Source organism: Streptomyces sp. NPDC002104 (genome assembly GCF_053593795.1).
The window spans coordinates 1-12,667 of record NZ_JBSFDF010000096.1 but is presented as its reverse complement, the minus strand read 5'-3'; the positions used below and the strand labels follow the sequence as shown (position 1 = coordinate 12,667).

Genomic DNA, 12,667 nt, shown 5'->3' with positions numbered 1-12,667 from the left:
CGAACGCGAAGGCGTTGATGAGGACTCCCGACACCGGCATGGGGCGCAGCCCCGGGGGGCGGGCGCAGCCCCGGGGGGCGGGCGCAGCCCCGGGGGGCTGCGGGGCAGGGCGGAGCCCTGGGAACGGTGGAAGGGTGGGTAGGGGACCTCGCTCCGCGCAGCGGTGCACCCGGCGGGGGCCCAGCCGGCGCGGCCTCCACCCGGCTTGCTCGCCCGTATGAGCGGGCATCGCCAGGGCGGGTTCACGCCGGAGTGGCCGCCGCGCGTTTGGGGCGTCGGGTCGCGTGCCAGGGATGGGGACATGTCACAGCACACAGCATCCGAACACACGACGCCTTCCGCTCCACCGGTCCTCTCCGAGGAGGTGCGCGAGGCGCTCGACCGCAAGCGGCCCGTCGTGGCACTGGAGTCCACGATCCTCGCCCACGGCCTGCCCCGCCCCCGCAACCTCGCAGTGGGGCTGGAACTGGAGGAGCTGGTCCGGGCGGAGGGGGCCGTCCCGGCGACCGTGGCGGTCATCGACGGGGTGGCGTGCGCCGGGCTGGACAAGGCCGGGCTGGAGCGGATCGCGGGCGGCGAGGGCGTGCGCAAGCTCGGGCACCGGGATCTGGCCCCGGCGCTCGCCACGGGCGCGACGGGCGCGACGACCGTTTCGGCGACGGCCTTCCTCGCCGCGCGGGCGGGCCTGCGGGTCTTCGCCACCGGCGGGCTGGGCGGCGTACACCGGGACTGGACCCGGTCGCAGGACGAGTCGGCGGACCTCGCACTGCTGGCGCGGACCCGGATCACCGTGGTGTGCGCCGGGGTGAAGTCGATCCTGGACGTGCCCGCGACGCTCCAGCGGCTGGAGACGCTGGGGGTGGCGGTCCTCGGGTACGGGACGGATCGTTTCCCCGGGTTCTACCTGGCCGATTCCGGCGAACCGGTGGACTGGACGGTCCACCGCCCGGAGGAGGTGGCGGCCGTGATGGCCGCTCAGGACCTGCTCGGCGGCGCCGAGTCGGCGCTCCTCGTGGCCCATCCGGTGGACCCGGCGCAGCAGCTCGATCCGGAGCTGCACGACCGGGTCCTGGCCGAGGCTCTGGCGGAGTGCCGGGAGCGGGGCATCACGGGACAGGCGGTGACACCGTTTCTGCTGGGGTTCCTGGTGCGTGCGACGGGCGGCGCCTCCCTGGAGGCCAATCTCGCGGCCGTACGGGGCAACGTGCGCCTCGGGGCCCGGATCGCGCGGGCCTGGGCGGCGCGGCCGTGACCGCGGCGCCGGCCGCCCCCGTCGCTCGGCCGGGGGCGCTGCTGGTCGTCGGGGACGTGGTGACGGACGTCGTGGCGGTGCATGCGGAGCCACTGGCTCCGGGTACCGACACCGCGGCCGGGATCCGCACCCTGCCGGGCGGCGCCGGGGCCAACGCGGCCTGCTGGGCCGCCCGCGCGGGCGCCGCGGAGGTACGTCTCCTCGCGCGGGTCGGCGCCGACTCGGCCGGGTGGCACGAGCGGGCGCTGCTCGACGCCGGGGTGCGGCCGAGGCTGGTGGTGGATCCCGCCGAGCCGACCGGGACGGTCGTCGCCCTGGTCGGCGGGGACGCGGAGCGGACCTTCCTGACCGACAGCGGGGCCTCGCTGCGGCTCTCCCCCGCCGACTGGGAGCCCGCGCTCCTGGACGGAGTCGCCCATCTCCACCTGTCGGGCTACCTGTTCTTCGCCGACGCCGGCCGGGAACTGGCCCTGGTCGCACTACGGGAGGCCCGTGCCCGGAACGTACCGGTGAGCGTGGATCCGGCGTCGGCGGGGTTCCTGGCCGCGCTGGGGCCGCGGCGGTTCCTGGCCACCGCCGCGGGGGTCGGCGTACTCCTGCCGAACGAGGACGAGGCACTCCTGCTTGCGGGGTCGCCCGGTGGGCGGACCGGGGCGGACGGGGCCGCGGCGGTCGCGCGGGCGGCGGCTGCGCTGAGCCGGCGGATTCCGCTGGTGGTGGTCACCCGTGGCGGCGCCGGAGCGCTCATCGCCGAGGACGGCCGGGTGACGGCCGAGGTCGCGGCGGAGAGCGCCGAAGCGGTGGATTCCACGGGCGCCGGGGACGCCTTCACCGGCGCCTTCCTCGCCGCCCGGCTCGCGGGAGCGGGCTCGGCGCGGGCCGCCGGGGCCGGCTGCCGGGCGGCCGCCCTGGCGGTGACCCGGCTGGGCGGGCGCCCGTAGGGGACCCGGATCGGCGACAGCTGCGGGGAGCGGGTCAGGAGGTGTACTGCTGGTCGAGGGAGTCGATGACGCCCGCGGCGTCGAGGTGGTAGCGGAAGACGCGGCCCTGGTTCGGGTGGGCGATCAGCCAGTCGATGAGCTGCTGGAGCGTGATCGGCTGGCTCACGGTGCTCGCGACGATCGGGGTGACGGCCGTGATCTTGGCGTCCTCGGCGATGTTGAGGAAGGTTTCCTTGCCGGTGGTCTCGAAGGGGGCCGCGTCCGCGCCGGGGGCCGCGCAGCCCCAGTTGCCGTGCTTGACGATCAGGCTGTGGACCCCGCCCTCGGGGGTGTAGCGGTAGACGGCAACCTCGTCGGGCGAGATCGGCATCTTGTGGTCGCAGGTGGAACCGGGCGCCGGAGGCTTCTTCGTCCCCGCCGGGGAGGCGGACGAACTCGCGCTCGGGGCCGGCTTCTTGGACGGAGCCGAGGACGGTGACGCCGGCGCCTGCGCGGAGGACGACGCGGAGGCCGACGCGGACGCGGTGCCCGTGGCCGGCGCGCTGACGGAGGGGCTCGCGGGGGTTCCCGCCGCGCCGGCCTCGTCGTCGCCGTTGCACGCCGTGAGGGCCAGGGTCCCGCACAGGGCCAGCGCGGCGAGCGCCGCCTGCGTGCGCACCCGTCTCTCGTTGCGAACGTTCCGAACCGCCGTGCCGTGTCCGCGCATTGCCTTCTCCCTCTGCCAAGGCGCCACCGGGGTGGCCGCCGTCGAAGCGTGCCGTCAACGTAGCGCGCGGTTCAGGCCGGAGCGATGGCCGGAACCGATCGTCACCGTGCCGGAATCCCCCTGTTGCGTTTCCCGGACCTCCGTGACCGCGCGGGGGTACGCGAAGACGCGCGCGGCGCCCCTCGGAGTCAGCCGGCGCCTCCCGCGCGCACCCCCGTCCAGGCCGGGTGGCGCGGATCGTCGGCCCGCACCAGGGCATCGGCGCGGTCCGCCGGGCCGGTCTCGGCCTCGTAGCGCGCGAAGGCGGGGAGGGTCCAGCGGGTGGACTCCTCGGTGCGGCGGGCCAGTGCGCCCGGGGAGAGGCCGATGTGAACGGTGAGGTCGAAGGGGAACCAGTGGCCCAGCAGCAGGGGGCCGTGCACGATCAGCACGCCGCCGGGCGGGAGTTCGGCGTAGGGGCTGCGGGTCGCCCGGTCGGTGACCGGGTCCCAGAGGTCGGGCAGCACCCGGCCCGTGCCGCCGGGGTCCGTCGGGCCGAAGACCTCCCGCCAGAGCGCGGCCGTGTCGTACCAGCCGTCGAGGTAGGAGTCCACGTCCTCGCGGCCGAATTCGAAGCGCAGCGAGGCCGGACGCAGGAAGCCCTCGGCCGCCACCACCAGGACCGGGCGCCCGCGCAGGCGCAGCGCGTCGGCGAGTTCCGCCGCGAGCACGCCGGTGCGGGCGGCGGGCGCCCCGTCGACGGCCACCCGCGTCCAGCGGCCCCGCGGACCGCCCCCGGCCCCGCTCCGGGCCCCGCTCACGCTCCCGCTCCCGTCACCGCTTTCCCCCCGCTCCCCGTCCTCGCCGCCGCCCTGCTCGTTGTCCTCGAGGTGACCGGCGAGCCGCTCGGCCATCCGCTGCCATGTGATCGCTTCCAGCTGCACCAGCCCATTGTCAGTGGTGGCCCCTACCGTTTTTCGAGAGGGATCACCGGCGCACAGGGGGCCGGCGGCCCGGCCTTGGGGAGGGGTCTGTCATGGCTCGGGAGACGACGTATCTGGAGCTGTCCCAGGAGGACGGCGGTGCCCACAAGTTCTACGAGGTCACCGTCGACGGCACCTCCGTCTCGGTGCGGTACGGACGCATCGGCGCGGACGGCCAGCTGCAGAGCTCCTCCTTCCCCAGCGTCGAGAAGGCCCGGGCGGCCGCCGCCAAGAAGGTCGGCGAGAAGGTCCGCAAGGGGTACGCCCCGGCGGTGCGGGGAGGCCGTGCGGCCCGGTCGGTGACGCGCCGCCAGGTGACCTCGACCCCGTCCACCGCACGCGCGGTGGCCCCGGTGCTCTGGCGGTTCCGTACGGGGTCCTCCGCCTTCGGCATCCACGTGGACGAGGACCGCTGCTGGGTCGGCAACCAGGCCGGAGACGTCTACACCGTGAGCCACGACGGCGAGGTGCTCGCCCGGTACTCGCTGCCGGACGGGGTGAAGTGCCTGGTGGCGGACGAGTTCTGGATCTACGCGGGCTGTGACGACGGCACGGTGTACGACCTGTCCTCGAAGGTGCCGTTCGGGGCGTACGACATCGCGGCCGACGTGGACATCTTCTGGCTCGACATCCGCGAGGGCGTGCTGAACGTGGCCGACCGCAACGGCGGGCTGACGGTCATCGACCACGAGGACGAGTTCCAGTGGTCGCGCCGCTCGGCCGGGGTGAACGCGTGGATGGTGCGCGCGGACGAGCGGGCGGTCTACCACGGCCACGGGAAGGGGGTCACGGCCTACGCCCCGGACGGTGGCCGGGAGTTGTGGCACACGCAGACCGACGGAGCGGTGCTGTTCGGCTGGCAGGAGGACCACGCGGTGTACGCGGGGACCGGCCGCAACACCGTGCAGCGGCTGTCGAAGGCCACGGGCGCGCTGGAGGCCACGTACCGCTGCGACGCGGCGGTCTACTCGTGCGCGACCTCGCCGGACGGCCGGCACGTCTTCGCCGGTGACCTCGCGTCGTCCGTGTACTGCTTCGACGCCGACGGGCAGCGGCTGTGGAAGCTGGGCACCGGCAGCGGGTCCGCGCTGTCCATGCAGTATCTGGACGAGCGGCTCTACCTGGTGACCACGGACGGTTCGCTGGTGTGCGTCGACGCGAGCGAGGCCGCGATCGCGGCCGCCCGGGAGGGTTCGGTGCCAACGGCCGTGGACGTGAAGTCGGCGGCCGCCCTGCCGGTCTTCACCCCGGCCGCCTCCCCCGCCGCGGTGGCGACGGTGTCCGTGTCCTCGGTGCCCGCGGGCGGTGTGGTCGTGGAGTGCGTGCAGCAGGGTCAGCGGATGCGCGTGCAGGTGGTGTCGGGCGGCTTCGAGCCCTCCTGGAACGTGCAGTTCCCGCGCGGGATACGGGAGCCCGGCGCCCGGTACGTGGTGGACGGGCTGCACCCGGCGGCGGGAGGCTTCTACCGCGTGCGCGGGGAGATCCGCCGACTCGTCTGAGCGGCGGCCCTGTTCACGGGCGGGGCGGGCTCACCCCGCGCCGGACCCCGGCACCCCGGACCCCGGCACCCCGGACGGCAGCGCGTCGGACGGCAGCGCGTCGGACGGCAGCGCGTCGGACGGCAGCGCGTCGGACGGCAGCGCGTCGGACGGCAGCGCGGCGGACGGCAGCGCGGCGGGCTTCTGCGCGGCGGCCCTCACCGCGTCCGCGCGGGGCAGGCGCACGGCGTGGCCCCGCGCGGGGCCTCGGCGGGCAGGGCGAAGGGGTCGCCCTCGGCGAGGGCCGCGGTCACGCAGAGCACGACCCGCTCGCGGCCCAGGTTGCGGCCGAGGTGGACGTGGCGCCGCCCGGCCGGCTCGACGAAGCTGGCGCCGGTGTGGTGCACCTCGACCGTGCCGTCGCTCAGGATCCGGGTCAGCGTGCCGGACTTGACCACCGCGATCAGCGGAACACGGTGGTAGTGCCAGCCGGTGCAGCCACCGGGCTCTATCGCGACCTCTCTCACCACGAGGTCGGAGGCCACCTCCGCTTTCGGGCGCCGGACCGCGGTCCTCGGGCGCCCGGCCGTCGCCTGCCGTCCAGCCATGTTTCCCTCCTCCATGGACCGGCCGCGGCCCACTCGGGTCACGTTAGGAGGACATCCTGAGGTCAGGGAAGACTCTGTGAAACCGCAAGTATCCATTCCTACAAGGTGATATACGGCCTGAATGGCGGTATCACTCCGACATGAGCCTGGTCGTTTTCGAGTCGACGAAGCAGATCCACTGCGCGGAGTGCCGGCAGGGACCGCTGCGCCGGCTCGTCCGCGAGGCGGGCGTACCCCGCTGCCTGGACTGTGCCGACCTCGGACACCTCGTCTACCTGCCGCGCGGTGACACGGCCCTCACGCGCCGCGCCCACGAGGCCAGTTCACTGTCCGCCGTCGTACTCCGCTTCCACCGGCGCCGCCGCCGCTACGAGCGACTGGGGATCCTCGTCGAGGACGCCGCCCTGGCCCGCGCCGAGCGCGCCTGCCTCGCGGACGCCGAGGCGCGGGCCCGCCGCCGGGAGCGCGACCGGCTGCGCCGGGCCGCCGAGGACACCCGGTTCACGGCGGCCTTCGCCGCCGAGATCCTGCGCCTGTTCCCCGGATGCCCGGCCGACCGGGCCCAGGCCATCGCCGCGCACGCCTCCGTGCGCGGCAGCGGACGGGTGGGCCGCAGCGCGGCCGGCCGGGCCCTGGACCCGCCCGCCGTGTACGCGGCGGTTCGGGCGGCCGTGCGGCACCTCGACACCGAGTACGACGCCCTGCTGATGCAGGGCGTGCCCCGGTTCGCGGCCCGGGCCCGGCTGGCGCCCCGGATCGACGCGATCCTGGACGGCTGGCGGGCGGGCGCCGACCGTTCCGCGCGGGCTAGTTGAGCCGGAACCGGCGGTAGAGCAGCACTCCGCCGAGCAGCATGGCACCGCCGCCGGACAGCAGGTAGCCGACACCCTCGGACCCGGTGTGGGCGAGCGCCGAGGGGTGGTTGCGCTGCGGGGCCGGCGGGGTGACCGGCCGCACGGCGACGGGCGGCCGGACCGGAGGCTGGACGGGCGGCTGGACGGGCTTGCCGACGACCGGGGGCCGGCCGTTGACGGAGGTGTTGCCCACGGAGGAGTTGCCGACACCGACGACGCTCACCGCGTTGCCGCTGACGTTGAGCGGTACCTCGACGGGGAGCTGGAGACCGTTGCCGGACAGCAGTCCCGGAGAATCCTTTCCCCGCCCATCGGCCACCGCACCCCGGCCGGGCCCGCTCTGGCCGCCGTTCCCAGAACCGTTCCCCGCACCGTTTCCGGCACCGGGTTTCGAGGGGTGCGAGGGACCCGGCCCGGGATGGCCCTGCTGCCCCGGATTCCCCCCGCCCTGGGAGGCGTTGACGCACCGGTTCCCGGTGGCCGAGTTGAGGACACCGACCACGCTCACGGTGTTCCCGCACACGTTCACCGGTGCGTGCACGGGCAGTTGCAGCAGATTCCCCGACAGCACACCCGGCGAACCCACGGCCTGTCCGCCCGCCTCCGCGTCGGCGAAGGCGAAGGCGAAGCCGCCCGCACCCGCGACCGCGAGTCCACCCCCCGCAACCACCGCCGCGATCAAGCCATTCCGACGACTGTGACGCATCAGATTTCCTGCCTTCCGGAAGGGTCCACGGGCGTTGCACCCGTACCGGAAACAACGCCGTAACCCCATTCGGGTTATAGCGCCGGTAGGCATTTCACTCCATCGTGTACTGGGTAATCCCTACTTCATGACTCGCCCGCTGCTCCTCCTCGACGTGGACGGCCCCCTCAACCCGTTCCGGTCCCGCCTCGCGGGCCTGCGCGGATACACCAGCCACCGGATGCGTCCGAGCATCTGGCTGTCCTACCGCGCACCGGAATCCCGCAGCGCCCGCCGCGGCCTGCGGGTGCGCCTGCACCCGGCCCACGGCGCCCGGCTGCTGGCCCTGCCCTACGAACTCGCCTGGGCCACCGCCTGGACGCACGAGGCCAACACCCTGATCTCCCCGCGCATCGGGCTACCGGCCGATCTTCCTGTCATCGACTGGCCGGAGCCCTTCGCCCGCGACCCCGACGGCCTCTTCTGGAAGACCCGCCCCCTGCTGGAATGGACGGCCGGCCGCCCCTTCGCCTGGGTCGACGACCTGATCACCCCCCGGGACCGCACCTGGGTCGCCACCCACCACCCGGCCCCGGCCCTGCTCCTGCGCATCCACCCCCGCCACGGCCTGCGCCCCCAGGACTTCACCACCCTCGCCCGCTGGGCGGCCGGGCTCAGCCCCGCAGGGCCGTGACCGGGTCCGGGGAGGGGTGGTGGGCCGTGGGCCACCAGTCGTCGTCGCCCTGGCGGTTCTCGTAGGAGTACCAGAGGCCGTCCCGGCCCAGCCGGAGCTGGCGGGAAGGGCTCGTGAGCCGGTTGCGGTCCGGGCGGAACGCGTCCCGGACGGCGGCGAGGAGGGCCGGGCGGGCCCGGTCGAAAGGGCCTGCGGGCGGGTCCCAGGGCTCCTCGAGGGCGAGCAGGGCGGGCAGACCGCCCTGCCGCCAGGCGGCGGCGCCCCGGGCCAGGTCGGTGGTGCTGCGTCCCGTGGCGCGGGCCAGGTCGCGGTAGAGGGTACGGGCGGCGCCGGTGAGCCCGGCCGTGGGGTGGGCCGAGGCCAGCCGGACGGCGTCCTGCCAGCGGCTCAGCCCTGCCATCGGATCCTCGCCGGTGCGCAGGAGCGCCAGGGCGCGGGCGGCCGCGTCCGCGGCGAGCTGGTCCAGGGCGAGCGGGTCCGGGGCCGCCGGGTCGGCCGGGTACGCGGGCGGCATTCCGGCGGCGGACGGCGCCGGCAGGGCGGCGGGCAGCGGGGGCAGGACGGTGCGCACGAGTGCGGCACGGGCGGGAACGCCGGGGAAGTCCGGTGTCCCGTCGGGCTGTTCGCGCGCGGCGTGGGCGGCGTTGCGCCGGGTCAGTTCCTCCAGCAGCTCCCGCTCGCCGCGGCCGCGCAGCAGGAGGAGGACGAAGGGGTCGGCGTCCAGGAGCCGGGCCGCGCGGTAGCACAGGGCCGCGGCGTGCTTGCAGGGCGGACGGGCCACGTCCGGGCAGGAACAGCGCGGTACGAGCTCTCCCGCACCGGGCAGGACCGACGCGGAGAGCGACTCCGGGACCTCGCGCTCCAGGAGCGCGGCGAGCGCCGTCGGGTCGGCGACGACCGATTCCAGCAGCTCGCGCCACTCGGCGTCCGAGAAGGCGGGCAGGGACAGTTCGGTGCGGTACGGCCGCGGCCGGCTGCCCCGTACGTAGGCCACGATCCGGCCCGGGGTGATGGTGACGGCGTCGACGTGGCCCTCGGCGGCGTACGTCCTGCCCCGGGTCAGCCGGGCATCGTCGCGGGCCACCGCCTCCAGGGCCGACACCCAGGCCCGGCCCCACCAGCTGACCGCCTCCACCCCCGGCGGCACGGTCTCGAAGGTGCGGCGGCGGTCGTCGCGCGCGGTGATCATACGGGCCTGCGCAGGGAGACGAGGTCGTCGAGCTCGCGGTCCGTGAGCTCGGTCAGCGCGGTCTCACCGGAGCCGAGGACGGCGTCGGCCAGGGCCCGCTTCGCCTCCAGCATCTCGGCGATGCGGTCCTCGACGGTGCCTTCGGCGATGATGCGGTGGACCTGGACGGGCTGGGTCTGGCCGATGCGGTAGGCGCGGTCGGTGGCCTGTTCCTCGACGGCCGGGTTCCACCAGCGGTCGTAGTGGATGACGTGCCCGGCGCGGGTGAGGTTGAGGCCGGTGCCGGCCGCCTTGAGGGAGAGCAGGAACACGGGCACCTCGCCCGCCTGGAAGCGGTCCACGAGCTCCTCGCGGCGCGGAACGGGCGTGCCCCCGTGCAGCAGTTGGTGGGAGATGCCGCGTGCGGTGAGATGGCGCTCGATGAGCCGGGCCATCGTCACGTACTGCGTGAAGACCAGCACCGAGCCGCCCTCGGCCAGGATCGTGTCGAGCAGCTCGTCGAGCAGGGCCAGCTTCCCGGAACGGTGCGCGATCCGGGGCTCCGCCTCCTTCAGGTACTGGGCCGGGTGGTTGCAGATCTGTTTGAGCGAGGCCAGCAGCTTCATGATCATGCCGCGCCGCTCGATGCCCTCGCTCGCCCCGATCACCGCCATCGACTCGTCGACCGCGGCCTGGTAGAGCGAGGCCTGCTCGCGGGTGAGGGACACGGGGTGGTCGGTCTCCGTCTTCGGCGGCAGTTCGGGCGCGATCCCGGGATCGGACTTCTTGCGCCGCAGCAGGAACGGCCTGACCAGCGCGGCCAGTCGGGCGACCGCCGCCTCATTGCCCCCGTCCTCCTCCGTCTGGTGCTCCACGGGCCGGGCGTGCCGGGCCCGGAACGCGGTGAGCGGGCCGAGCAGTCCGGGCGTGGTCCAGTCGAGGAGCGCCCACAGCTCGGAGAGGTTGTTCTCCACCGGGGTGCCGGTCAGCGCCACCCGCGCGGGCGCCGGGATCGTGCGCAGCGCCTTCGCGGTCGCCGAGTGCGGGTTCTTGACGTGCTGGGCCTCGTCCGCGACGACCATGCCCCAGGGCTGTTCGGCCAGCCGGGCCGCTCCCGCGCGCATGGTGCCGTACGTGGTGAGGACGAATCCCCCGCCGCCCGGGCCGGCCAGCCCTTCGAGGCTGCGGCCGGCGCCGTGGAAACGGCGCACCGGCGTACCGGGGGCGAACCGCTCGATCTCCCGCTGCCAGTTGCCCAGCAGCGAGGCCGGGCAGATCACCAGGGTCGGCTCGGGGCGGTCGCGGTGCAGGTGGAGCGCGATCAGGGTGACGGTCTTGCCGAGCCCCATGTCGTCGGCGAGGCAGCCGCCGAGTCCGAGCGAGGTCATCAGGTCCAGCCAGGCCAGCCCGCGGGCCTGGTAGTCGCGCAGGGTGGCCTTGAGCCCGGCCGGCTGGGGCAGCGGCGCCAGCTCCCCGGTCAGCCGGTCCCGCAGGGCGGCCAGCGCCCCCACGGGCACCGCGGCCACCGGCTCCCCCTCGACCTCGGCCGTCCCGGTCAGTACGGCCGCCAGCGCGTCCACCGGGTCCAGCAGGCCCAGCTCCCTCTTGCGCGCCTTGCGCACCAGCTCCGGATCGACCCGCACCCACTGGTCGCGCAGCCGCACCACGGGCCGGTGGGCCTGCGCGAGCGCGTCCATCTCCCCCGGGGTGAGCCGGTCCCCGCCGAGCGCGAGCTCCCAGGAGAAGGCGAAGAGGTGCTCGGCGTCGAAGAACGCGGTGCCGTCGGTGGCGGAACCGGGCGCGGTGGACCGTACGACCGCGGTCGCGGAGAGCGTACGAGCCAGCTCGCGCGGCCAGTGGACCAGGACCCCGGCCTCCGCCAGCCGGGTCGCGGCGCGGCCCAGCAGGTCCTCCAGCTCGGGGTCGGAGAGGGCCAGCACGTCCGGGACCGGCTGGTCCAGCAGGCGCAGCAGCGGTGGCCAGACCCGGGCCGCCCGGCGCAGCGCGAGGACGGCGTCGATCCGGGCGCGGGGCCCGAAGCCGGCCCCGGCGGCGCCCGCCCAGAGCATCGAGGCGTCCGTGACCAGGGTCGGGTCGGCGAGGCTGTGCACCTGGACGACGGCGGCCCCGGCGCGGCGCACGTCCTGCTCCGGCTCCGTGCCGCTCTCCGCCTCGTCGAAGAGCCGGAAGGAGGACAGGTCGAGGCGCAGCGAGATCCCCACCCCGGTGTCCGCGCCCGAGGCGACCTGCGCCGCCCAGTCCCGTATCCCCGGGACCCGCTGCGGCTCGCGGGCCGCGAAGGGGCGGCCCGCGGCGAAGGCCGCGGCAGGGGTCCGGGGCAGGCTGTCGGCGACGGCGTCCAGGAACGCCCTGACCAGCGCCTCCGGTTCGGGGAGCTGCAGCGGACGGCGTCCGGCGAGCGGGGTGGCGTACCCCTCGTGGGGCAGGGCGGCCGCGACCGCGCGCAGGTGCGCGATGTCCCCGGCGTCCAGGGGCCCGGCCCGCCAGGCGTCGACCCCGTCGGGCGTCAGCCCGGGCAGCAGGCGGCCGCGCGCGACGAGGGACAGCGCCTGGACCGCGGCGGTCCCCCAGGCGCGGGTCGCGGGATGCGCGACGGGCCCGCGGGCCGCGTGCAGCAGCACGGGCAGGGCGGCGGTGACGGTCAGCGTGACGGCGGGCACGGTGCGGGTACGGACACCCTCGCCATGGGGCCGGACCACCTGGAGGGTGTCCGCAGTGCCTGCGCCGCCTTCGGCGGGCAGGGTGTTCCCGTCGGGGGCCCAGAAGGCGATGCGGCTCTCGCGGGGCACGGCGGCGGGCAGGAACACGGCGGCGTGCCGTGGCAGAGCGGACCCGATGCCGCCCGGCTGCGCCGGCGCGCGCGATGTCGTCGACCTGTCCATCGTGATCCCCCTCTCCCCCTCGCTGCTGCCGCCCTCACCTCCGCGGCCGGACGAATCCCATCCGTCACCGAGTCTAGGCGCGCCCGCTGACAATCCCGCTGAGCTGCACCTTTCCCGAGCCCGGGAGCCCGGGAGCCCGGTGGCCCGGTGGCCCGGTGGCCCGGTGCGGGTGGCCCGGTGGCCCGGTGGCCCGGTGCCCCGGTGCCCCGGTGGCCCGGTGCGGGTGGCCCGGTGGCCCGGTGGCCCGGTGCCCCGGTGCCCCGGTGGCCCGGTGCGGGTGGCCGGCCCTGCGGGGCGAGGTCCCCTACCCGCCCTTCCACCGTTCCCCGGGCTGCGCCCGGACCCCTCCTGGGGCTCCGCCCCAGACCCCGCCGTCGTACAGCCGTCCGGACAGGAACATCGGCAGGGATTCGGAC

General features: G+C 75.4%; 12 protein-coding genes. 5 read left to right on the top strand and 7 right to left on the bottom strand.

The genetic code is table 11. The features are described 5' to 3' along the window. The first annotated feature begins 301 nt into the window (after positions 1-301). Both ACWCP2_RS37485 and ACWCP2_RS37480 read left to right on the top strand, forming a co-directional pair. Positions 302-1,252 (top strand): pseudouridine-5'-phosphate glycosidase, encoded by a 951-nt coding sequence (locus ACWCP2_RS37485; RefSeq protein WP_450913010.1) that lies wholly within the window; start codon positions 302-304, stop codon positions 1,250-1,252. Then, positions 1,249-2,193 carry a carbohydrate kinase family protein gene (locus ACWCP2_RS37480; protein WP_450913009.1) on the top strand — a complete coding sequence of 315 codons (945 nt, stop codon included), beginning with the start codon at positions 1,249-1,251 and terminating at the stop codon, positions 2,191-2,193. Before ACWCP2_RS37485 ends, ACWCP2_RS37480 begins: the two co-directional genes overlap by 4 nt. 34 nt (positions 2,194-2,227) lie before the next feature. Here ACWCP2_RS37480 and ACWCP2_RS37475 read toward each other — a convergent pair whose 3' ends face one another. Both ACWCP2_RS37475 and ACWCP2_RS37470 read right to left on the bottom strand, forming a co-directional pair. After that, positions 2,228-2,851, bottom strand: a complete 624-nt coding sequence (locus tag ACWCP2_RS37475; protein ID WP_450913008.1) for a hypothetical protein — start codon at positions 2,849-2,851, stop codon at positions 2,228-2,230. A 236-nt stretch (positions 2,852-3,087) separates the two neighbouring features. After that, positions 3,088-3,822 carry a uridine kinase gene (locus tag ACWCP2_RS37470; RefSeq protein ID WP_450913007.1) on the bottom strand — a complete coding sequence of 245 codons (735 nt, stop codon included), beginning with the start codon at positions 3,820-3,822 and terminating at the stop codon, positions 3,088-3,090. Between the two features lie 92 nt (positions 3,823-3,914). Here ACWCP2_RS37470 and ACWCP2_RS37465 point away from each other — a divergent pair, with 92 nt between their 5' ends. Then, entirely contained in the window at positions 3,915-5,360 is a 1,446-nt protein-coding gene (locus ACWCP2_RS37465; protein WP_450913006.1) for a WGR domain-containing protein, read from the top strand. A 30-nt stretch (positions 5,361-5,390) separates the two neighbouring features. On the opposite strand, the gene ACWCP2_RS37460 is transcribed toward ACWCP2_RS37465, so the two are convergent. Both ACWCP2_RS37460 and ACWCP2_RS37455 read right to left on the bottom strand, forming a co-directional pair. Beyond that, positions 5,391-5,585 carry a hypothetical protein gene (locus ACWCP2_RS37460; RefSeq protein ID WP_450913005.1) on the bottom strand — a complete coding sequence of 65 codons (195 nt, stop codon included), beginning with the start codon at positions 5,583-5,585 and terminating at the stop codon, positions 5,391-5,393. After that, positions 5,558-5,947: a cupin domain-containing protein gene (locus tag ACWCP2_RS37455; RefSeq protein WP_450913004.1), complete on the bottom strand. Its 390-nt coding sequence runs from the start codon at positions 5,945-5,947 to the stop codon at positions 5,558-5,560. Before ACWCP2_RS37455 ends, ACWCP2_RS37460 begins: the two co-directional genes overlap by 28 nt. A gap of 140 nt (positions 5,948-6,087) precedes the next feature. On the opposite strand from ACWCP2_RS37455, the gene ACWCP2_RS37450 reads away from it, so the two are divergent. Beyond that, positions 6,088-6,762 (top strand): DUF2293 domain-containing protein, encoded by a 675-nt coding sequence (locus ACWCP2_RS37450; RefSeq protein WP_450913003.1) that lies wholly within the window; start codon positions 6,088-6,090, stop codon positions 6,760-6,762. Here ACWCP2_RS37450 and ACWCP2_RS37445 read toward each other — a convergent pair. Further along, entirely contained in the window at positions 6,755-7,471 is a 717-nt protein-coding gene (locus ACWCP2_RS37445) for a chaplin (RefSeq protein WP_450913002.1), read from the bottom strand. The genes ACWCP2_RS37450 and ACWCP2_RS37445 overlap by 8 nt on opposite strands. Positions 7,472-7,634: 163 nt before the next feature. On the opposite strand from ACWCP2_RS37445, the gene ACWCP2_RS37440 reads away from it, so the two are divergent. Next, positions 7,635-8,180 (top strand): hypothetical protein, encoded by a 546-nt coding sequence (locus ACWCP2_RS37440; protein WP_450913001.1) that lies wholly within the window; start codon positions 7,635-7,637, stop codon positions 8,178-8,180. On the opposite strand, the gene ACWCP2_RS37435 is transcribed toward ACWCP2_RS37440, so the two are convergent. Together ACWCP2_RS37435 and ACWCP2_RS37430 are read right to left on the bottom strand one after the other, a co-directional pair. Continuing rightward, positions 8,161-9,369: an SWIM zinc finger family protein gene (locus ACWCP2_RS37435; protein WP_450913000.1), complete on the bottom strand. Its 1,209-nt coding sequence runs from the start codon at positions 9,367-9,369 to the stop codon at positions 8,161-8,163. The two genes, ACWCP2_RS37440 and ACWCP2_RS37435, sit on opposite strands and share 20 nt — an antisense overlap. Further along, positions 9,366-12,251, bottom strand: a complete 2,886-nt coding sequence (locus ACWCP2_RS37430; protein WP_450912999.1) for an SNF2-related protein — start codon at positions 12,249-12,251, stop codon at positions 9,366-9,368. Before ACWCP2_RS37430 ends, ACWCP2_RS37435 begins: the two co-directional genes overlap by 4 nt. Between the last annotated feature and the right edge of the window lie 416 nt (positions 12,252-12,667).

What these genes read in the sequence shown, in the direction of transcription:
- ACWCP2_RS37465 (WP_450913006.1), top strand. Translation starts at nt 3,915, where the DNA reads ATGGCTCGGGAGACGACGTATCTGGAGCTGTCCCAGGAGGACGGCGGT.
- ACWCP2_RS37430 (WP_450912999.1), bottom strand. Translation starts at nt 12,251, where the DNA reads ATGGACAGGTCGACGACATCGCGCGCGCCGGCGCAGCCGGGCGGCATC.
- ACWCP2_RS37485 (WP_450913010.1), top strand. Translation starts at nt 302, where the DNA reads ATGTCACAGCACACAGCATCCGAACACACGACGCCTTCCGCTCCACCG.
- ACWCP2_RS37450 (WP_450913003.1), top strand. Translation starts at nt 6,088, where the DNA reads ATGAGCCTGGTCGTTTTCGAGTCGACGAAGCAGATCCACTGCGCGGAG.
- ACWCP2_RS37455 (WP_450913004.1), bottom strand. Translation starts at nt 5,947, where the DNA reads ATGGCTGGACGGCAGGCGACGGCCGGGCGCCCGAGGACCGCGGTCCGG.
- ACWCP2_RS37435 (WP_450913000.1), bottom strand. Translation starts at nt 9,369, where the DNA reads ATGATCACCGCGCGCGACGACCGCCGCCGCACCTTCGAGACCGTGCCG.
- ACWCP2_RS37440 (WP_450913001.1), top strand. Translation starts at nt 7,635, where the DNA reads ATGACTCGCCCGCTGCTCCTCCTCGACGTGGACGGCCCCCTCAACCCG.